This is a genomic window from Bacillus sp. BHET2 (genome assembly GCF_005938125.1).
In the GTDB taxonomy this organism is placed as follows: domain Bacteria; phylum Bacillota; class Bacilli; order Bacillales; family Bacillaceae_B; genus Rossellomorea.
On record NZ_VCQN01000001.1, the window covers coordinates 1,494,045 to 1,507,526 of the forward strand.

Annotated in this window: 14 protein-coding genes and 1 riboswitch; of the genes, 5 read left to right on the forward strand and 9 right to left on the reverse strand. The window is 39.1% G+C overall.

The window, feature by feature from the left end; all coding sequences use genetic code 11:
- Positions 1-166: 166 nt before the first annotated feature.
- Positions 167-2,260 (reverse strand): sensor domain-containing protein, encoded by a 2,094-nt coding sequence (locus FGG79_RS07635; protein ID WP_138777113.1) that lies wholly within the window; start codon positions 2,258-2,260, stop codon positions 167-169.
- Positions 2,261-2,494: 234 nt separating this feature from the next.
- On the opposite strand from FGG79_RS07635, the gene FGG79_RS22015 reads away from it, so the two are divergent.
- Together FGG79_RS22015 and FGG79_RS07645 are read left to right on the forward strand one after the other, a co-directional pair.
- Positions 2,495-2,785, forward strand: coding sequence for a hypothetical protein (locus tag FGG79_RS22015; protein WP_205688806.1), 291 nt, complete (start codon positions 2,495-2,497; stop codon positions 2,783-2,785).
- Between the two features lie 196 nt (positions 2,786-2,981).
- A complete protein-coding gene (locus tag FGG79_RS07645) occupies positions 2,982-3,449 on the forward strand; it encodes a YkyB family protein (protein WP_138777114.1) in 468 nt (155 codons plus the stop codon).
- Between the two features lie 88 nt (positions 3,450-3,537).
- Here the strand turns inward: FGG79_RS07645 and FGG79_RS07650 are convergent, their stop codons facing one another.
- Both FGG79_RS07650 and FGG79_RS07655 read right to left on the reverse strand, forming a co-directional pair.
- The gene (locus tag FGG79_RS07650) at positions 3,538-4,440 is read right to left on the reverse strand and encodes a chemotaxis protein (protein WP_138777115.1); all 903 of its coding nucleotides are present in this window, start codon (positions 4,438-4,440) and stop codon (positions 3,538-3,540) included.
- A 131-nt stretch (positions 4,441-4,571) separates the two neighbouring features.
- On the reverse strand, positions 4,572-5,018 hold the full coding sequence (locus FGG79_RS07655; protein ID WP_138777116.1) for a TlpA family protein disulfide reductase: 447 nt from the start codon (positions 5,016-5,018) through the stop codon (positions 4,572-4,574).
- A gap of 143 nt (positions 5,019-5,161) precedes the next feature.
- On the opposite strand from FGG79_RS07655, the gene FGG79_RS07660 reads away from it, so the two are divergent.
- Positions 5,162-5,359 carry a hypothetical protein gene (locus FGG79_RS07660; RefSeq protein WP_138777117.1) on the forward strand — a complete coding sequence of 66 codons (198 nt, stop codon included), beginning with the start codon at positions 5,162-5,164 and terminating at the stop codon, positions 5,357-5,359.
- A gap of 59 nt (positions 5,360-5,418) precedes the next feature.
- Here FGG79_RS07660 and queE read toward each other — a convergent pair whose 3' ends face one another.
- Genes queE through queC form a run of 3 tightly spaced genes read right to left on the reverse strand, consistent with a single transcriptional unit; the run spans position 5,419 to position 7,234 of the window.
- Positions 5,419-6,141, reverse strand: coding sequence for a 7-carboxy-7-deazaguanine synthase QueE (queE, locus tag FGG79_RS07665; protein WP_138777118.1), 723 nt, complete (start codon positions 6,139-6,141; stop codon positions 5,419-5,421).
- On the reverse strand, positions 6,138-6,572 hold the full coding sequence (locus FGG79_RS07670) for a 6-carboxytetrahydropterin synthase (protein ID WP_138777119.1): 435 nt from the start codon (positions 6,570-6,572) through the stop codon (positions 6,138-6,140). The genes queE and FGG79_RS07670 overlap by 4 nt, the downstream gene beginning before the upstream one ends.
- Positions 6,569-7,234, reverse strand: coding sequence for a 7-cyano-7-deazaguanine synthase QueC (gene queC / locus FGG79_RS07675; RefSeq protein ID WP_138777120.1), 666 nt, complete (start codon positions 7,232-7,234; stop codon positions 6,569-6,571). The genes FGG79_RS07670 and queC overlap by 4 nt, the downstream gene beginning before the upstream one ends.
- 123 nt (positions 7,235-7,357) lie before the next feature.
- A riboswitch (PreQ1 riboswitch) is annotated at positions 7,358-7,402 on the reverse strand.
- Between the two features lie 218 nt (positions 7,403-7,620).
- Here queC and FGG79_RS07680 point away from each other — a divergent pair.
- Positions 7,621-8,208 carry an HD domain-containing protein gene (locus FGG79_RS07680; protein ID WP_138777121.1) on the forward strand — a complete coding sequence of 196 codons (588 nt, stop codon included), beginning with the start codon at positions 7,621-7,623 and terminating at the stop codon, positions 8,206-8,208.
- A 45-nt stretch (positions 8,209-8,253) separates the two neighbouring features.
- Here the strand turns inward: FGG79_RS07680 and corA are convergent, their stop codons facing one another.
- Positions 8,254-9,249 (reverse strand): magnesium/cobalt transporter CorA, encoded by a 996-nt coding sequence (gene corA, locus FGG79_RS07685; RefSeq protein ID WP_138777122.1) that lies wholly within the window; start codon positions 9,247-9,249, stop codon positions 8,254-8,256.
- A gap of 130 nt (positions 9,250-9,379) precedes the next feature.
- Here corA and FGG79_RS07690 point away from each other — a divergent pair, with 130 nt between their 5' ends.
- Positions 9,380-10,531, forward strand: a complete 1,152-nt coding sequence (locus FGG79_RS07690; RefSeq protein WP_138777123.1) for an aminotransferase A — start codon at positions 9,380-9,382, stop codon at positions 10,529-10,531.
- 645 nt (positions 10,532-11,176) lie between these two features.
- Here the strand turns inward: FGG79_RS07690 and ptsP are convergent.
- Together ptsP and FGG79_RS07700 are read right to left on the reverse strand one after the other, a co-directional pair.
- On the reverse strand, positions 11,177-12,898 hold the full coding sequence (ptsP, locus tag FGG79_RS07695; protein WP_138777124.1) for a phosphoenolpyruvate--protein phosphotransferase: 1,722 nt from the start codon (positions 12,896-12,898) through the stop codon (positions 11,177-11,179).
- A complete protein-coding gene (locus FGG79_RS07700; protein ID WP_138777125.1) occupies positions 12,898-13,164 on the reverse strand; it encodes a phosphocarrier protein HPr in 267 nt (88 codons plus the stop codon). The genes ptsP and FGG79_RS07700 overlap by 1 nt, the downstream gene beginning before the upstream one ends.
- Between the last annotated feature and the right edge of the window lie 318 nt (positions 13,165-13,482).

Consider the following 13,482-nt stretch of genomic DNA (forward strand, 5'->3'; position numbering starts at 1 on the left):
GTGATTCATATTGAAAGTAACCATTACTCTCTCTTTCTATGAACCTTTTATTCTCCTCACTTTAAAATAAGTCATAGGAATTACTCTGTCAAACATTTAGCTGAATACATTTATAGTGCATCAACCTGCATTTACATCCTACTATAGCTAATAGCTCAATAGAACCTCAAATCAGGACAAACTGCTGCTGTTCGATTTCCTCAGGACAAATCGGCTTGCTAAAGAAATACCCTTGCGCTTTCTGACAGTTGGCCTCTTTAAGAAAGTCGACTTGCCCCTCTCTTTCTACACCCTCTGCGATGACTTCAAGACCTAGGCTGTGTGCGAGATGGATGATGGTTGTCGTTATGGCTGAGTCCTTCTGGTTCATCCCTATCTCTCGTACAAATGATTGATCGATCTTTAAGATATCGATGGGGAAACGTTTTAAATAATTTAATGACGAGTATCCTGTTCCAAAATCGTCAACTGAAATGTATACCCCAAGATTCTTAAGTCTTTTTAACATTTTCAATGTTTGCTGGGTATCTTGCATGGCTCCCTCCGTAATTTCAATTTCTATGCAAGATGCAGGGATATTATACGTTCTTAGGTAAAAGCCGATCGTATCGACTAATTGTTCCTGCAGAAATTGCTTTGGAGAAATATTAATGGCCACCCGCACCGATTTATATCCTTTATTTCGCCATTTTTGTAGTTGACTGCACACTTGTTCAAGCACCCATTCTCCAATCTGATGAATCAAGCCGGTCTCTTCTGCTAAAGGAATGAACTGTACGGGTGAAACAAAACCGAATTTCCGATTATTCCATCGAATCAATGCCTCGAAGCTATCAATCGATCCAGTTGCTAAATTCACTTGTGGCTGATAATGGACGTACATTTCACCTTTTTCTATTGCCCTACGCAAGTGAGACTCCATAATGATATAGTTCGGGAAGCTTGATTTCATATGCGATTGATAAAAGCGGTAGTGACCCCTGCCTTTTTCCTTCACTTCAAACAGAGCTTGTGCAGCTTTCTGAATCAGTGAATTAGAGTCATACCCATCTGCAGGATAACGACTGATTCCTACTGAAGGGGAAATATAAAATTCCTGTCCATCAATTGAAAATGGATCAATAAACAGAGCCAAGGTTTCTTTTGCCTTCGTTTTTGTTTCTTCAAAGTTCGTATTCTTCAAGAGAAAGATAAATTCATCCCCACCCTGACGATACAATTGACAATCTTCATTTGTTAGACTAACCAATCGTTCTGTGATATTTTTGAGGATTTTGTCTCCACCCTTTAACCCTAAAGTATCATTCACAAATTTAAACCGGTCCAAATCCAAATATAATAAAGAAAGCTCCACTCCTCTTTCCTCCATATTATGAATGATGATGGGAATATGATCATCTAGCGCCTTTCTATTCCATAGACCTGTCAATTGATCGTGAAGAGCCATATAATGAATCATTTCATTTTGCTCATGATGCTTGGTAATATCTTTGGCGATAATGTAGCAGCCATCATATGTCTCATTGACTACAATGGGGACCATCTTCAATTGAGTGATCTTCTCTTCCCCTGCTTCGTTAATCAGAAGACTGTAATCGATTGTAGAGGAATTTCCCATTTGTGTTCTATTTAGTGATTCAGTCAATATTTTCTCATTTTGATAATGAAATAAATCATAGATACTCATATTCATCAATGCTGCTTTTGTATAGCCGGTCAAGAGACTTCCTGCACCGTTAGATTCAATGATGATCCCAAGAGAATCCAAGATGAATATCGCATCCAGGTTATGTTCGATAATGGATTTGTATCGTTCCTTTGCTTTTACTAACTTCTTCTTTTCCTCAATGGAAGGTGTGATATCTCTCGTAATAGAAACAACATACTTTACATCCCCGTCCTTATTCTTGATGGGTGTAAGGATTGATTCGTTTACAACCTGATTCCCATCTTTAATAGAAAAGGTATCCTGGTATGTAATACTTTCACCAGTATCTACAAGCTCGATATATTTCATCTTTATGATACTTGCCACCTCTGGTGAAACTACTTCCTCCAATAATCTCCCCATGTCCTCATGTCGTATGGAGGTGTATTTTTTGGCTGATTCATTTATATATATGTACCTGAAAACCTGACCTTCTTCAACCTTCATAATAAAAATCATATCGTGAATATTGTCTAAAATAAGTTCCTTCAACACCGTGTCAAGTACATCTAGCTCCGCACTGATTGTGTTGTTTATATCTGTCCATTTCATGGATTCTTCATCCTTTTAGGCTTCTGTCTTTATAAGCATAATATGTCATGATTATATTTTACTATTTAACCCATGATTTTCCTATAGACTTAGAGGAATAATCGATAATTTTCTTACACTACAGCCATTTATAATCATTACCCCCTGTCACCTTGCCCATTAAAAGGGAGACAGGCGCACAGTTTGAGCAGAAGCCATACACTAAAGTGAATAGAGAGAGGAGGTTTTTTGTATATGTATCGATCCGCATATTACCCGTATCCCATGTATAGACAATATAATGGGGGAGATCAACGCTTTTTCCCATTTTTCTTTGGGTTGCCGTTTTTAGCAGGTGGATTAGCAGGATTGGCCATTAGTCCGCTTCTTTTCAATAGGCCATGCTACGGTCCTGCTTGCTATCCACCTTATCCACCTTACGGAGGATACCCTTATCCAGGGGGTTATCCACAACCCTACGGAAATAACTTTCAATCAACACCGAATAATCTTACGGAAAATATCAATATATACCCCCAAAGATAACCAAAAGGCTCTCCTGAAAATGTACCCCTTACATGATTAGGAAGAGCCTTAAATATTCCCAGGGCATACCAGTTAGCAGTAAGAGATTTAATCCTCTTGTATATTAGCTCCCCTTGACTCAAACTGCTTCATACCTTTCCAATCAAAGGAAAAAGGGGTATAATGGAGATGAATACATTAGAAAGGAGCCAATAACTTGAGAAACACTAGTAAATCCACCCCTTCTTCCACTTCCGTAACCACCCTCTCTCAAGCTATTTTCACTGTGAATCGGCATGCGAAAACTGCAGGTAATCCGAAATACTTATATTCATTAAAAAAAAGAGCCTTAATGAAAATGATACGTGAAGGTAAGGCAAAGAAAGTAGGACTGCACTTTTCCAATAATCCAAAGAATAGCCAGCAACAATCTGACGTATTGATTGATTGTGGAGAGTATACCTTTCATATTCCCCCATCAAAGGAAGACTTTAAAGAGTTACCTCATCTTGGGTCTCTCGATGAACGATTAAGGAATCCTAAATGTAAAATGGGGCTGCAACCGGCGAAAGGGATTTTAGAACAATACACAGGGATGTCCGATCAGAATGATCAGACACGAAAGCCAGAAAAAAACAATTATCAGAAACCTGTATTTAAAAAATTGGGCGATAGCTTCTTTTAACACCCTACTATTTGGGTACTTTAACGCATATTCCCCCTAAAGGGTTCAGATAACGTTCTGAACCCTTTGCCTTTAGCTTAGAGACCACTTATAAAATATGTTGATCGATTTTCAAAATAAGCTCGGCTATTTCCGGCTTACTAATCTGATCTTCCGCCCCTACCATTTCTCCTTTATGTTTCAAATCATTTGTTATTAGAGAAGAAAATATGATGACTGGGAGTGCTTGGAGCTTAGGATGGCTTTTGATTCGTTTGGTCAAATGATGTCCATCCATCTGCGGCATTTCAATATCGGTCAATACAAGCTGTACAGATTCGATCACATCTTCTGTTTCTTCTGCAAGTGATTCTAAATAACGGAACGCATCTGCCCCATTTTCAAAAAACTCCACTTCGTCATATCCAGCTTCTTTTAGCGTATCGTTCAACAGCTTCCTCAGTAATGGCGAATCCTCAGCTGCCACAATCTTCTTATTTCTTCTTTCTCTTGGGCCCAGTTTTTTCACTTGATCCACACGGATTCCTGTTTCAGGGTTTATTTCCAGCATAATGCTCTCAAAATCCAGTAACAGAATCATGGATTCATTTCGCTTGATCACACCAATTATCCCTGAATGGACTCCAGAATACATTTCTGATGGCTTATCAATTTGATTCCAGGAAATACGATGGATTTGAGTTACGTTATGTACATGAAATATTACCTTCTGCTGATTAAACTCGGCAACTATATACTTAGACGTACTTGTTTCTTCTTCTTTCACCCCAAGGACCCTTGCCATGTCTACTACAGGGAGAACCTCTCCCCTCAATTGAATGAGACCTTTAACATGGGGGTGAGAGTGAGGAATCGGTATGACTGTTTTAGGCTGAATGATCTCCTTTACTTTAATGACATTAATTCCAAATTTATTATTTTGAACCTCAAATTCCACAATTTCGAGTTCGTTTGTACCACTTTCAAGAAGAATTCCATTTGTTTGATTCAATTGTTTTCGTCCTTCCGTGCAAATATGCTAGATTGCCTGCTCTTCTTATATCGACAATTGTTGAGCTTCTTTACACTTCACTATAAAAAAATCGGCTTCCTAAAGTATCCGGAAGCCGATTCAATGGAGAATTATTGTTCTATTTTAAGGATACGATTTAATTTCTTTCGAAGCATGTTCATCCCACTGCCGCCTGCTTGAAAGTGGCGAAGATTCCCTTCTTCATCGAATACATAGTAAGCTGGCACATAATTATTCTCGAAGGCCTCGGTTAACTTATGCTCACTATCTACATAAGTTGGCTGAGAAATATCATGGCCTAATGCCATTTGCTCGATTAGGCTCAAATTCAAATCATCTTCCGAGCGGGGCATATGTACAGAAACGACGTTCAAAATATCTTCATACTCATCCCTGATCTCATTTATATCAGGCATTGCTTCTTTGCATAAATGGCAGCTCACCGACCAGAAATGAATAAGTGTAGGTTTGTCTCCCACAAGATCATCTCTCGATACTTCTCCATTCAACCAGCTGGTGGCTCCGGTTAATTTCGGCATTGGTTCTCTTAATTTCATTTTCATTCCTCCAAGACGATAAATATTATCTATTTATAATGATTATTATATAAGATAGATTATATTATCTGTTTTTCATTTCGTCAATAGAATTGCTTATAGAAAATAAATACATAAACATACTAAGAAGAGGAGGTGTTCAGATGACTGAGCAAAGAAATCGTGAAAACGGTAGGCTACCGGATTATGAAGAAATAAGCAATCATATTCTTCCTGCCCAATACAATCTTCCTTTCGTTGCAATCGGTAAAAATGCTGATGGTATTGATGAACCTGATGATCTGTCCTATTTAGAGGGGCAAAATGGATTTAAAAAGGAGCAGGAGAACCCCCGCTCTTAATCCGATCCTTTCCTATTTAAAAAAAGCGATTGAAAGGTTTACTTTCAATCGCTTTTTCCCTATACCCCTCGCTTATTCCCCCATACTAGGGTATGTAATTGAGGGAGTACCCGAACATTATTTAACTCTTCTCTTTCACATACTTTTTCTATAAGGGTTTCATAATCGATTAAAAGATCCGAAACCAGCTTCTCGGTATCCCCCTCTGAAACTGAAGGATTACCTGTTTGAATATAAAATGGAACGAAAGGATAACGTCCATGAATGTCTATTGCATATTCCAAATCCTTATCATCAAAGACAACAACTTTTAAACTAAATTGTCTTTTATTCTCCTGTAAACGAAATACGATAATATCAAGCTTTTCTAAATCGGTATTCATCCCCGAACTAGGTGGTTTAGGAGAAATGGTCAGATCATCAATGTCATAGAACCAATCCTGCCACCGACTTCCTTGAGTTTCAAGGGCCGTATCAATACCGTTTTCTTTAAATATGTCAATAAGCTCATTTAGGTTAGCTAATAGAGCAGGATTTCCACCTGAGATCGTAACATGAGAAAACCTGTTTCCTCCGACTTCCTGCAATTTGTTCCACACTTCATCAGCTGTCAACATGAGGATATCTTCTTTGGCAGACCCATCCCATGTAAAGGCTGAATCGCACCATGCACAACTATAATCACACCCTGCCGTCCTTACAAACATCGTTTTTTGTCCGATGACCATCCCTTCACCTTGGATAGTAGGTCCAAACACTTCTAGTACGGGTATTTTCTTCATGACTTCTTCCCCTTTGGTCTATAAATGACATAACTGCTCGGAGTCTCTCTTAGAAACACCTGAAGACATCGGGGGCGATGGGGTAGTGTATCCAGATGCGCTTGGATAATTTCCCACATCACTTTTGCTACCACTTCAGTTGTAGGAAATTGTGTACCACTCTCAGCAGAAAACCTATCATCCTGATTGATCACCTTATGATCAAATCGTTTATGGATGAGTTTTTTTATATGTTGAAAATTAATAAGGAAGCCAGATTCATCTAATTGATCTCCGCCTATTGTAATATTGGCAAAATACGTATGTCCATGAACCTCTTGACAGCTTCCTGCATCTGGATGGGGAATATAATGGGCTGCTGCAAAATGCATATCTTTATTTAATTCAAACTCATAAGGGTGGTCGGGAGCAGGGTATATTTGCTGAATCATATTCCCTCTCCTCCCTTTTTATCCTTCACATACTCTTCCAACCCTTTTTGTCTAAGCAGGCAGGCAGGGCAGGCTCCACAACCTCTGCCTTTGATGCCGTTATAACATGTGAGGGTATTATCCTGAATATACGTGAAAGCACCTAAGCGATCGGCCATTTCCCACGTTTGTGCTTTATTTATCCACATAAGTGGAGTATGGATCACAAATTGGTCATCCATGGATAGGTTAAGAGTTACATTCAACGATTTAACAAATATATCCCTGCAATCAGGATAACCGCTAAAGTCCGTTTCACATACTCCGGTTACAATATGCTTGGCTCCTATTTGTTTCGCCAGTATGCCTGCAAATGACAAAAATAAAAGATTTCTTCCAGGAACAAAAGTGGATGGCAGCTCTCCATCACCATGAGTGATTTCTTCATCAGCTCTTGTTAACGCACTTGGTGCAAGTTGATTTAATAGACTCATATCTAATACATGGTGAGCTACATTCAGATCTATCGCAATCTCTTTTGCGCAGTCCAACTCTGCAACATGTCTCTGACCATAGTTAAATGTAACGGCTTCTACTTCTTTAAATTGTTGCTTTGCCCAAAATAAACACGTTGTACTATCTTGACCTCCGCTAAATACGACTAACGCTTTCTCTGTGTTCATAAATGGTGCTCCTTTCTTATCTACAGGCTTTATCACCTGAAAAGAAGAAAAAGATTCTCTCATACTCTATAACATTGGCAATAAACCGCCATTAACAAAAAATAACGACACCTAAGGATGCCGTTTTCCTTAGTTTTTTATAGAGGGTTGTGCTAGAACCTCTCGGGGATAGTCTTTTACCCCAATTCTTCTTCGATTGTCTTCAACTAATATAACGTTTTTCACAAAAAAAATCTACCACTTGCACCAATTTCATTTGAAATGGTCTATGAATTAGAATGATGTCTTGAGAATGGCTACACAAAAATTGAACCTGCCAAGTATTTGCAAAACCCTCATCTTCTCATCATAATAAATAGATAAAACAAGTCTATGGAGGGTATGGCATGTTAGCTGAAATGATGACGTTTATAAAAGAAGTGGACAAACTAAAAACCATTGAAAGAAGGACGTACATAAGTGACCAAAGCAGGAGGGAAAATAGCGGTGAGCATTCCTGGCATGTATGCGTGATGGCGATGACCTTATTTGATGTGTATGAAAGAAAAAAAGAAACTGACCTTTTCACTTCCATACGAATGCTCCTTATACATGATATCGTCGAAATCGACGCCGGTGATACCTATGCATTTGATGTATTGGGGTATGAGGACAAGAACGAACGAGAAGAGCTTGCAGCAGATCGCATCTTTGGCCTGCTCCCAGCATCCAAAAGGGATGAATATCGTTCTTTATGGCAGGAATTTGAAAAAGGTCAATCCAATGAGGCCATCTATGCAATGATCATCGATCACATTCAGCCACTCGTCTTAAATGTATCGACTGAAGGGAAATCCTGGATCAAACATCAGATTAATGCCCATCAAGTATTAACAAGAAATTCTTGGATTAAGGATATCTCTCCTCTCATTTATTCTCAAATAATAGAATGGGTTGAAACCGGCATTGAGCAAGGCTGGCTCAAGAACAATTAATAAGATAAGAGCGGGATTCCTTAGGAGTCCCGCTTTACTTCATGCTTATTTCAAACGAAGAAGCCTTCTTTTCTTTCTCCGCTTTTTTGTACCGAATCGTAACCATCCGATTTTCATAAAGAAACCGAACATGATCAAAGCGATCAGCCCCATTATACCTAGGACGATAAAGTAACCGCTTCTCTCATCAAGTTCCGGCATATAGACAAAGTTCATACCGTATAAACCTGCTATGAACGTAAGAGGCATGAAAATCGTCGTAATAACTGTGAGGGTCATCATGATATTATTCATTTTATCCGAATTGATGGATAAATAATTATCCCGGATATCAGAAGAGAACTCCCGATAGGACTCAAGCATCTCCACAAGCTTGATTAAATGGTCGTATACGTCATTAAAGTATAGTTGCTCTTCTTTCAATGCATTTAATCTGCCTGAGTTACTTATCCGGTACAATAAGTCTCTCATCGGAACAAGTGTCCTCCTTAACTTGGACATATCATGGCGAATATCGAATAATTCATCCATCAAATCGCTATCCGCTTCTTCATTTGTGTTGTCTTCTGTTGTATTAAGGCGATCTTCAATCTTGTATATAAGCGGGAAATACTCATCCACTAATCGGTCAACGATTCCATGCATTACCTTAAACGGACTCAGCTGCTCTCCCTCTTGCCCCATCTTTTCCCAAAGCTTATCTACTTCTTTTACAGGCTGTTTATGGAAGGTAACGATGAAGCTTCCGTTCACAAACATGTTGACCTCATGGGCATCAAGTTTTATTGGATTGATTCCATGTAGAAGGACGAAAATGTACTGATCATAAAAATCGAGCTTTGGACGCTGACTAAAATCATCCAGACAATCCTCTACCGCAAGAGGATGGAACCTGAAATACAGCTTAAGTAACCGGATATCTTTGCTACTGGGCTCCGAAAAGTCCACCCAGTACCATTTAACATCCTTCTCTTTAATTTTGGATAGGGGAACATTATGCTTGACTTCCCCACTTTCCATGACAATGCTCGTTCGAATCATATGGCTCTCCCTAACTGATTTTTTTATTCTTTAACTTTTCCCTCTTTCATACACTTTCAAACAATATTGCTTCGTTAAAGGTAATAATAGTGTTAAAATATGAATCAAATTATCAAAGTAGGTGTACAGATTGGAACAGCATATTAACCCCTCAGTGAGAGACATTCAAATTTCAGGAATACGCCGTTTTTTCAACATGGTCTCAGGCATTGATGACATGATTTCCCTTACAATCGGTCAGCCTGATTTCCCCACGCCTCAGCATATTAAGGATGCTGCCAAAAAAGCCATCGATGATAATTTCACATCGTATACCCATAATGCAGGGTTTCTCGAGTTACGTGAAGCGGCAGCTAGATTCATCAAAGAAAAATATCATGTCCATTATAACCCTGAAACGGAAGTCATCGTGACAAATGGTGCATCTCAGGGAATAGACGTGATCCTTCGTACGATATTAAGTGAAGGCGATGAGTGCCTTCTTCCAGGGCCAGTTTACCCGGGATATGAACCTATCATTCGATTATGTGGGGCGAATCCTGTACATATCGATATCACTCAAAACAGCTTTAAATTAGATGCCTCCCTTATTGAGAAAAACTTGACGCCCTCAACTAAATGCATTATACTCCCTTACCCTTCCAACCCAACAGGGGTAAGCTTATCGAGGGAAGAATTAAAAGAGATTGCCGAGGTATTGAGAACAAGAGATATATTTGTCCTGGCTGATGAAATCTATAGTGAACTTACCTTTGATGATTCCCATTATTCGATTGCAGAATTCCTAAGAGACCAAACGATTGTCGTTAATGGCTTATCGAAATCACATAGCATGACCGGATGGCGGATAGGTCTAGTGTTTGCCCCCGAATCGATTTCCCAGCATCTTCTAAAGGTGCATCAGTACAATGTTTCATGTGCATCTTCCATCTCTCAAAAGGCAGCTTATGAAGCTCTGACAGTCGGAAAAAATGATGCTGAAGAAATGAAGGCAGAATATAGACAGCGAAGGAACTACGTTTACGATCGACTGATTGACATGGGATTTGAAAACATCGTAAAACCTGATGGTGCTTTTTACTTTTTCATTAAAATACCAGATGAACTATTGTTAAGTTCATTTGATTTTTCATTGGCCCTCGCTCAGGAAAAAAAGGTGGCTGTTGTACCTGGAGATGCCTTTTCTGAGCTCGGAGAAGGATACTTCCGGCTATCATATGCCTGCTCGATGGATCAACTGACAGAAGGCCTCAACCGCCTTCAGGCATTCATCCAAGCCTAATGAAAAGGGACGGACCTCTAACAAGGTCCGTCCCTTTCATCTTACCCTTCGTATTTACCGTTGTTTTTATGTACTTTATCAATTTTCACTTTATCATTTTGGACTTTATTTGTTGCTGCACTGCCGAAAATGCAGACAAAAAAAATGAACCAACACAGATAACTGAGTCGGTTCAAAAAAAGGAAAAGGGGGTGTTAGTGAGAAATTAATCTCCAATTTCATGCTTAGTAATAGAATACCCGTATTTCACAGCGATAAACCACTCTTCAAAACTTTTTTGCTTTTTTGCTTCTATTCAATCATTCCATTTCTTCTGAAACTCTAATTCTCATTCATTCCTTTCGGTTTAATCTTCAAAATTGTAAACAACCTTAAGAAAAAAAGTTATTTTAGTAAAATACTTTAAAAAAGCGCTTTCATAAAGTATAATAAACAAGTGAATTCTGAGATATGTGGTTCTGTCTTGTATTTGAAACCAGAAAACCGTAAAAATGGAGATCGATCCCTTAAATAAAAAAAGGGATTGAAGGAACAGACAATTCCTTCAATCCACTAGAAAGGGGGAAATGAGAATGAAAAGGCCCAAAGGGTGTGCCTTATTCTCCAAATATATAATACCCCCATTCCCTCTTTATAAACCTATTTTTACTCCATTGATGTCGCTTTTTTTACTGCAGAAATGACAGCATCATTCGTGTCTAATTGCAGTGCTTGTTCTGCCAGTTCTTTCATTTCAGCGCGGTTCAACTGACGGATTTGAGAACGTGCCCGTAAGATGGATGTGGCACTCATAGAGAACTCATCCAAGCCTAATCCAAGAAGGATCGGTACAGCAATTTCATCTCCTGCCATTTCGCCGCACATTCCTGCCCATTTTCCTTCTTTATGAGCCGCATCAATCACCATTTTCACTAGACGTAAAATGGCAGGGTTATACGGTTGGTATAGGTAGGAAACGCGCTCATTCATGCGGTCGGCAGCCATTGTATACTGTATTAAATCATTCGTGCCGATTGAGAAGAAATCCACTTCTTTAGCAAATACGTCAGCCATGACAGCAGTTGAAGGGATTTCCACCATGATTCCCACTTCAATGTGATCGGCTACGTTTGTTCCATTTTCAAGAAGAGCATTTTTCTCTTCTTCAAGAATGGCTTTCGCTTCTCTGAACTCTTGAAGGTTAGAAATCATCGGGAACATAATCTTCAGGTTTCCAAATGGACTTGCCTTCAATAATGCTCTAAGCTGAGTACGGAATATTTCCTGCTCATCTAAACAAAGACGGATCGCACGATAACCAAGGAATGGGTTCATTTCTTTAGGCAGATGTAAGTAAGGAAGCTCCTTATCTCCACCAATGTCAAGGGTACGGACCACTACCGGTTTCCCTTCCATACCTTCTAATACAGCTTTATAAGCTTCATATTGTTCGTCTTCTGAAGGTAACTCGTCACGACCCATGTATAGGAATTCTGTACGATACAGACCTACACCTTCTCCGCCGTGATTTTTAACCCCTTCCAGATCTTTAGGTGTTCCAATGTTGGCAGCGAGTTCAACATGCTCCCCGTCCTTGGATACCGTTGGCTCGTTTACAAGCTTAGCCCATTCAGCTTTTTGCTCCTCATAACGGGCATGCTCTTTCTTGTACTCTTCAATGACTTCTGGAGTCGGATTAATATGTACTTCTCCATTTAATCCGTCAACAATGATCATATCCCCGTTTTCAACAGTTGAAGTAATGGATTTCGTTCCCACTACAGCCGGGATCTCCATTGAGCGGGCCATAATGGCCGAATGAGATGTTCTCCCACCGATATCCGTTGTAAATCCTTTAACGAATTCACGGTTTAATTGTGCAGTGTCAGAAGGCGTTAAATCCTCTGCAATTACAATGACCTCTTCTGTTACCATGCTTGGGTTCGAAATTTGCACGCCTAACAGGTGTGCAAGAATACGTTTTGTCACGTCACGAATATCTGCCGCACGTTCTTTCATGTATTCGTTATCCATGGATTCAAACATGGACACGAACATATCCGCTGTTTCTTTAAGGGCGAATTCAGCGTTTACTTTTTCTGATTTCACTTTATCTTCAATTGGTGTCAGTAGTTCTGGATCGCTTAAGACAAGGAGATGTGCTTCAAAGATTTGAGCTTTATCTTCCCCTAAATCTACTCTGGCTTTATCGCGAATCGCTTCAAGTTCTGTCTTAGACGTTGAAATGGCTTCCTGGAAGCGTGAAACTTCCCCTTCAGCATTGTCTACGCTTTTCTTCTCAAAGCTCAAGTCAGGTTCAACTAAACGATACGCTTTCGCTATGGCAATACCATTTGATGCTGCAATTCCTTTTAAAAGACTAGACATTACTCAGCTAAACCTTCCTTGTTTAACGTTTCTTGTAAGCTGTTTAATGCTTCCTCTTCGTCACTACCTTCAGTAAGGATTGTGATTTCTGCACCTTTACCAACACCTAAAGACATAACACCCATGATTGATTTTAAGTTTACTTTCTTTTCTTTGTATTCTAGATGTACATCGCTGTCGAATTTGCTAGCCGTTTGAACTAGTAAAGTTGCCGGACGAGCGTGAATTCCTGTTTCAGCTGTAACTGTAAATGTTTTTTGTGCCATGTAAATCGACTCCTTCAATTATCTTGTTTTTGGTTGCTTCATAAAAGTAATGGATTATGAAGAAAACGTCAACTATTTCTATTGAATAATCCATTCTTCCTATAAAGCTATTCAATAAAAAAGAATAGCATGCAATGGAGATATACACAATTGTAAAGCTTGATTTTTTTAGTATTTCATAAATTTCCCACCCTTATAAACCTATTTATGTAAAATGCTTGTCAGGATAGGCAGTGGTTGTTGTCAACGACGTTAAAAAACTGACTCATACTAAAGAGACATCATAGTGGTGATGGAGTCTTTAGTATGAGTCAGTTT

Excerpts from the sequence above, each read along its gene's own strand:
- FGG79_RS07635 (WP_138777113.1), bottom strand. The coding sequence starts at position 2,260 with ATGAAATGGACAGATATAAACAACACAATCAGTGCGGAGCTAGATGTA.
- FGG79_RS22015 (WP_205688806.1), top strand. The coding sequence starts at position 2,495 with ATGTATCGATCCGCATATTACCCGTATCCCATGTATAGACAATATAAT.
- FGG79_RS07655 (WP_138777116.1), bottom strand. The coding sequence starts at position 5,018 with ATGAAATTAAGAGAACCAATGCCGAAATTAACCGGAGCCACCAGCTGG.
- FGG79_RS07660 (WP_138777117.1), top strand. The coding sequence starts at position 5,162 with ATGACTGAGCAAAGAAATCGTGAAAACGGTAGGCTACCGGATTATGAA.
- queE (WP_138777118.1), bottom strand. The coding sequence starts at position 6,141 with ATGAAGAAAATACCCGTACTAGAAGTGTTTGGACCTACTATCCAAGGT.
- FGG79_RS07670 (WP_138777119.1), bottom strand. The coding sequence starts at position 6,572 with ATGATTCAGCAAATATACCCTGCTCCCGACCACCCTTATGAGTTTGAA.
- queC (WP_138777120.1), bottom strand. The coding sequence starts at position 7,234 with ATGAACACAGAGAAAGCGTTAGTCGTATTTAGCGGAGGTCAAGATAGT.
- FGG79_RS07680 (WP_138777121.1), top strand. The coding sequence starts at position 7,621 with ATGTTAGCTGAAATGATGACGTTTATAAAAGAAGTGGACAAACTAAAA.
- corA (WP_138777122.1), bottom strand. The coding sequence starts at position 9,249 with ATGATTCGAACGAGCATTGTCATGGAAAGTGGGGAAGTCAAGCATAAT.
- ptsP (WP_138777124.1), bottom strand. The coding sequence starts at position 12,898 with ATGTCTAGTCTTTTAAAAGGAATTGCAGCATCAAATGGTATTGCCATA.
- FGG79_RS07700 (WP_138777125.1), bottom strand. The coding sequence starts at position 13,164 with ATGGCACAAAAAACATTTACAGTTACAGCTGAAACAGGAATTCACGCT.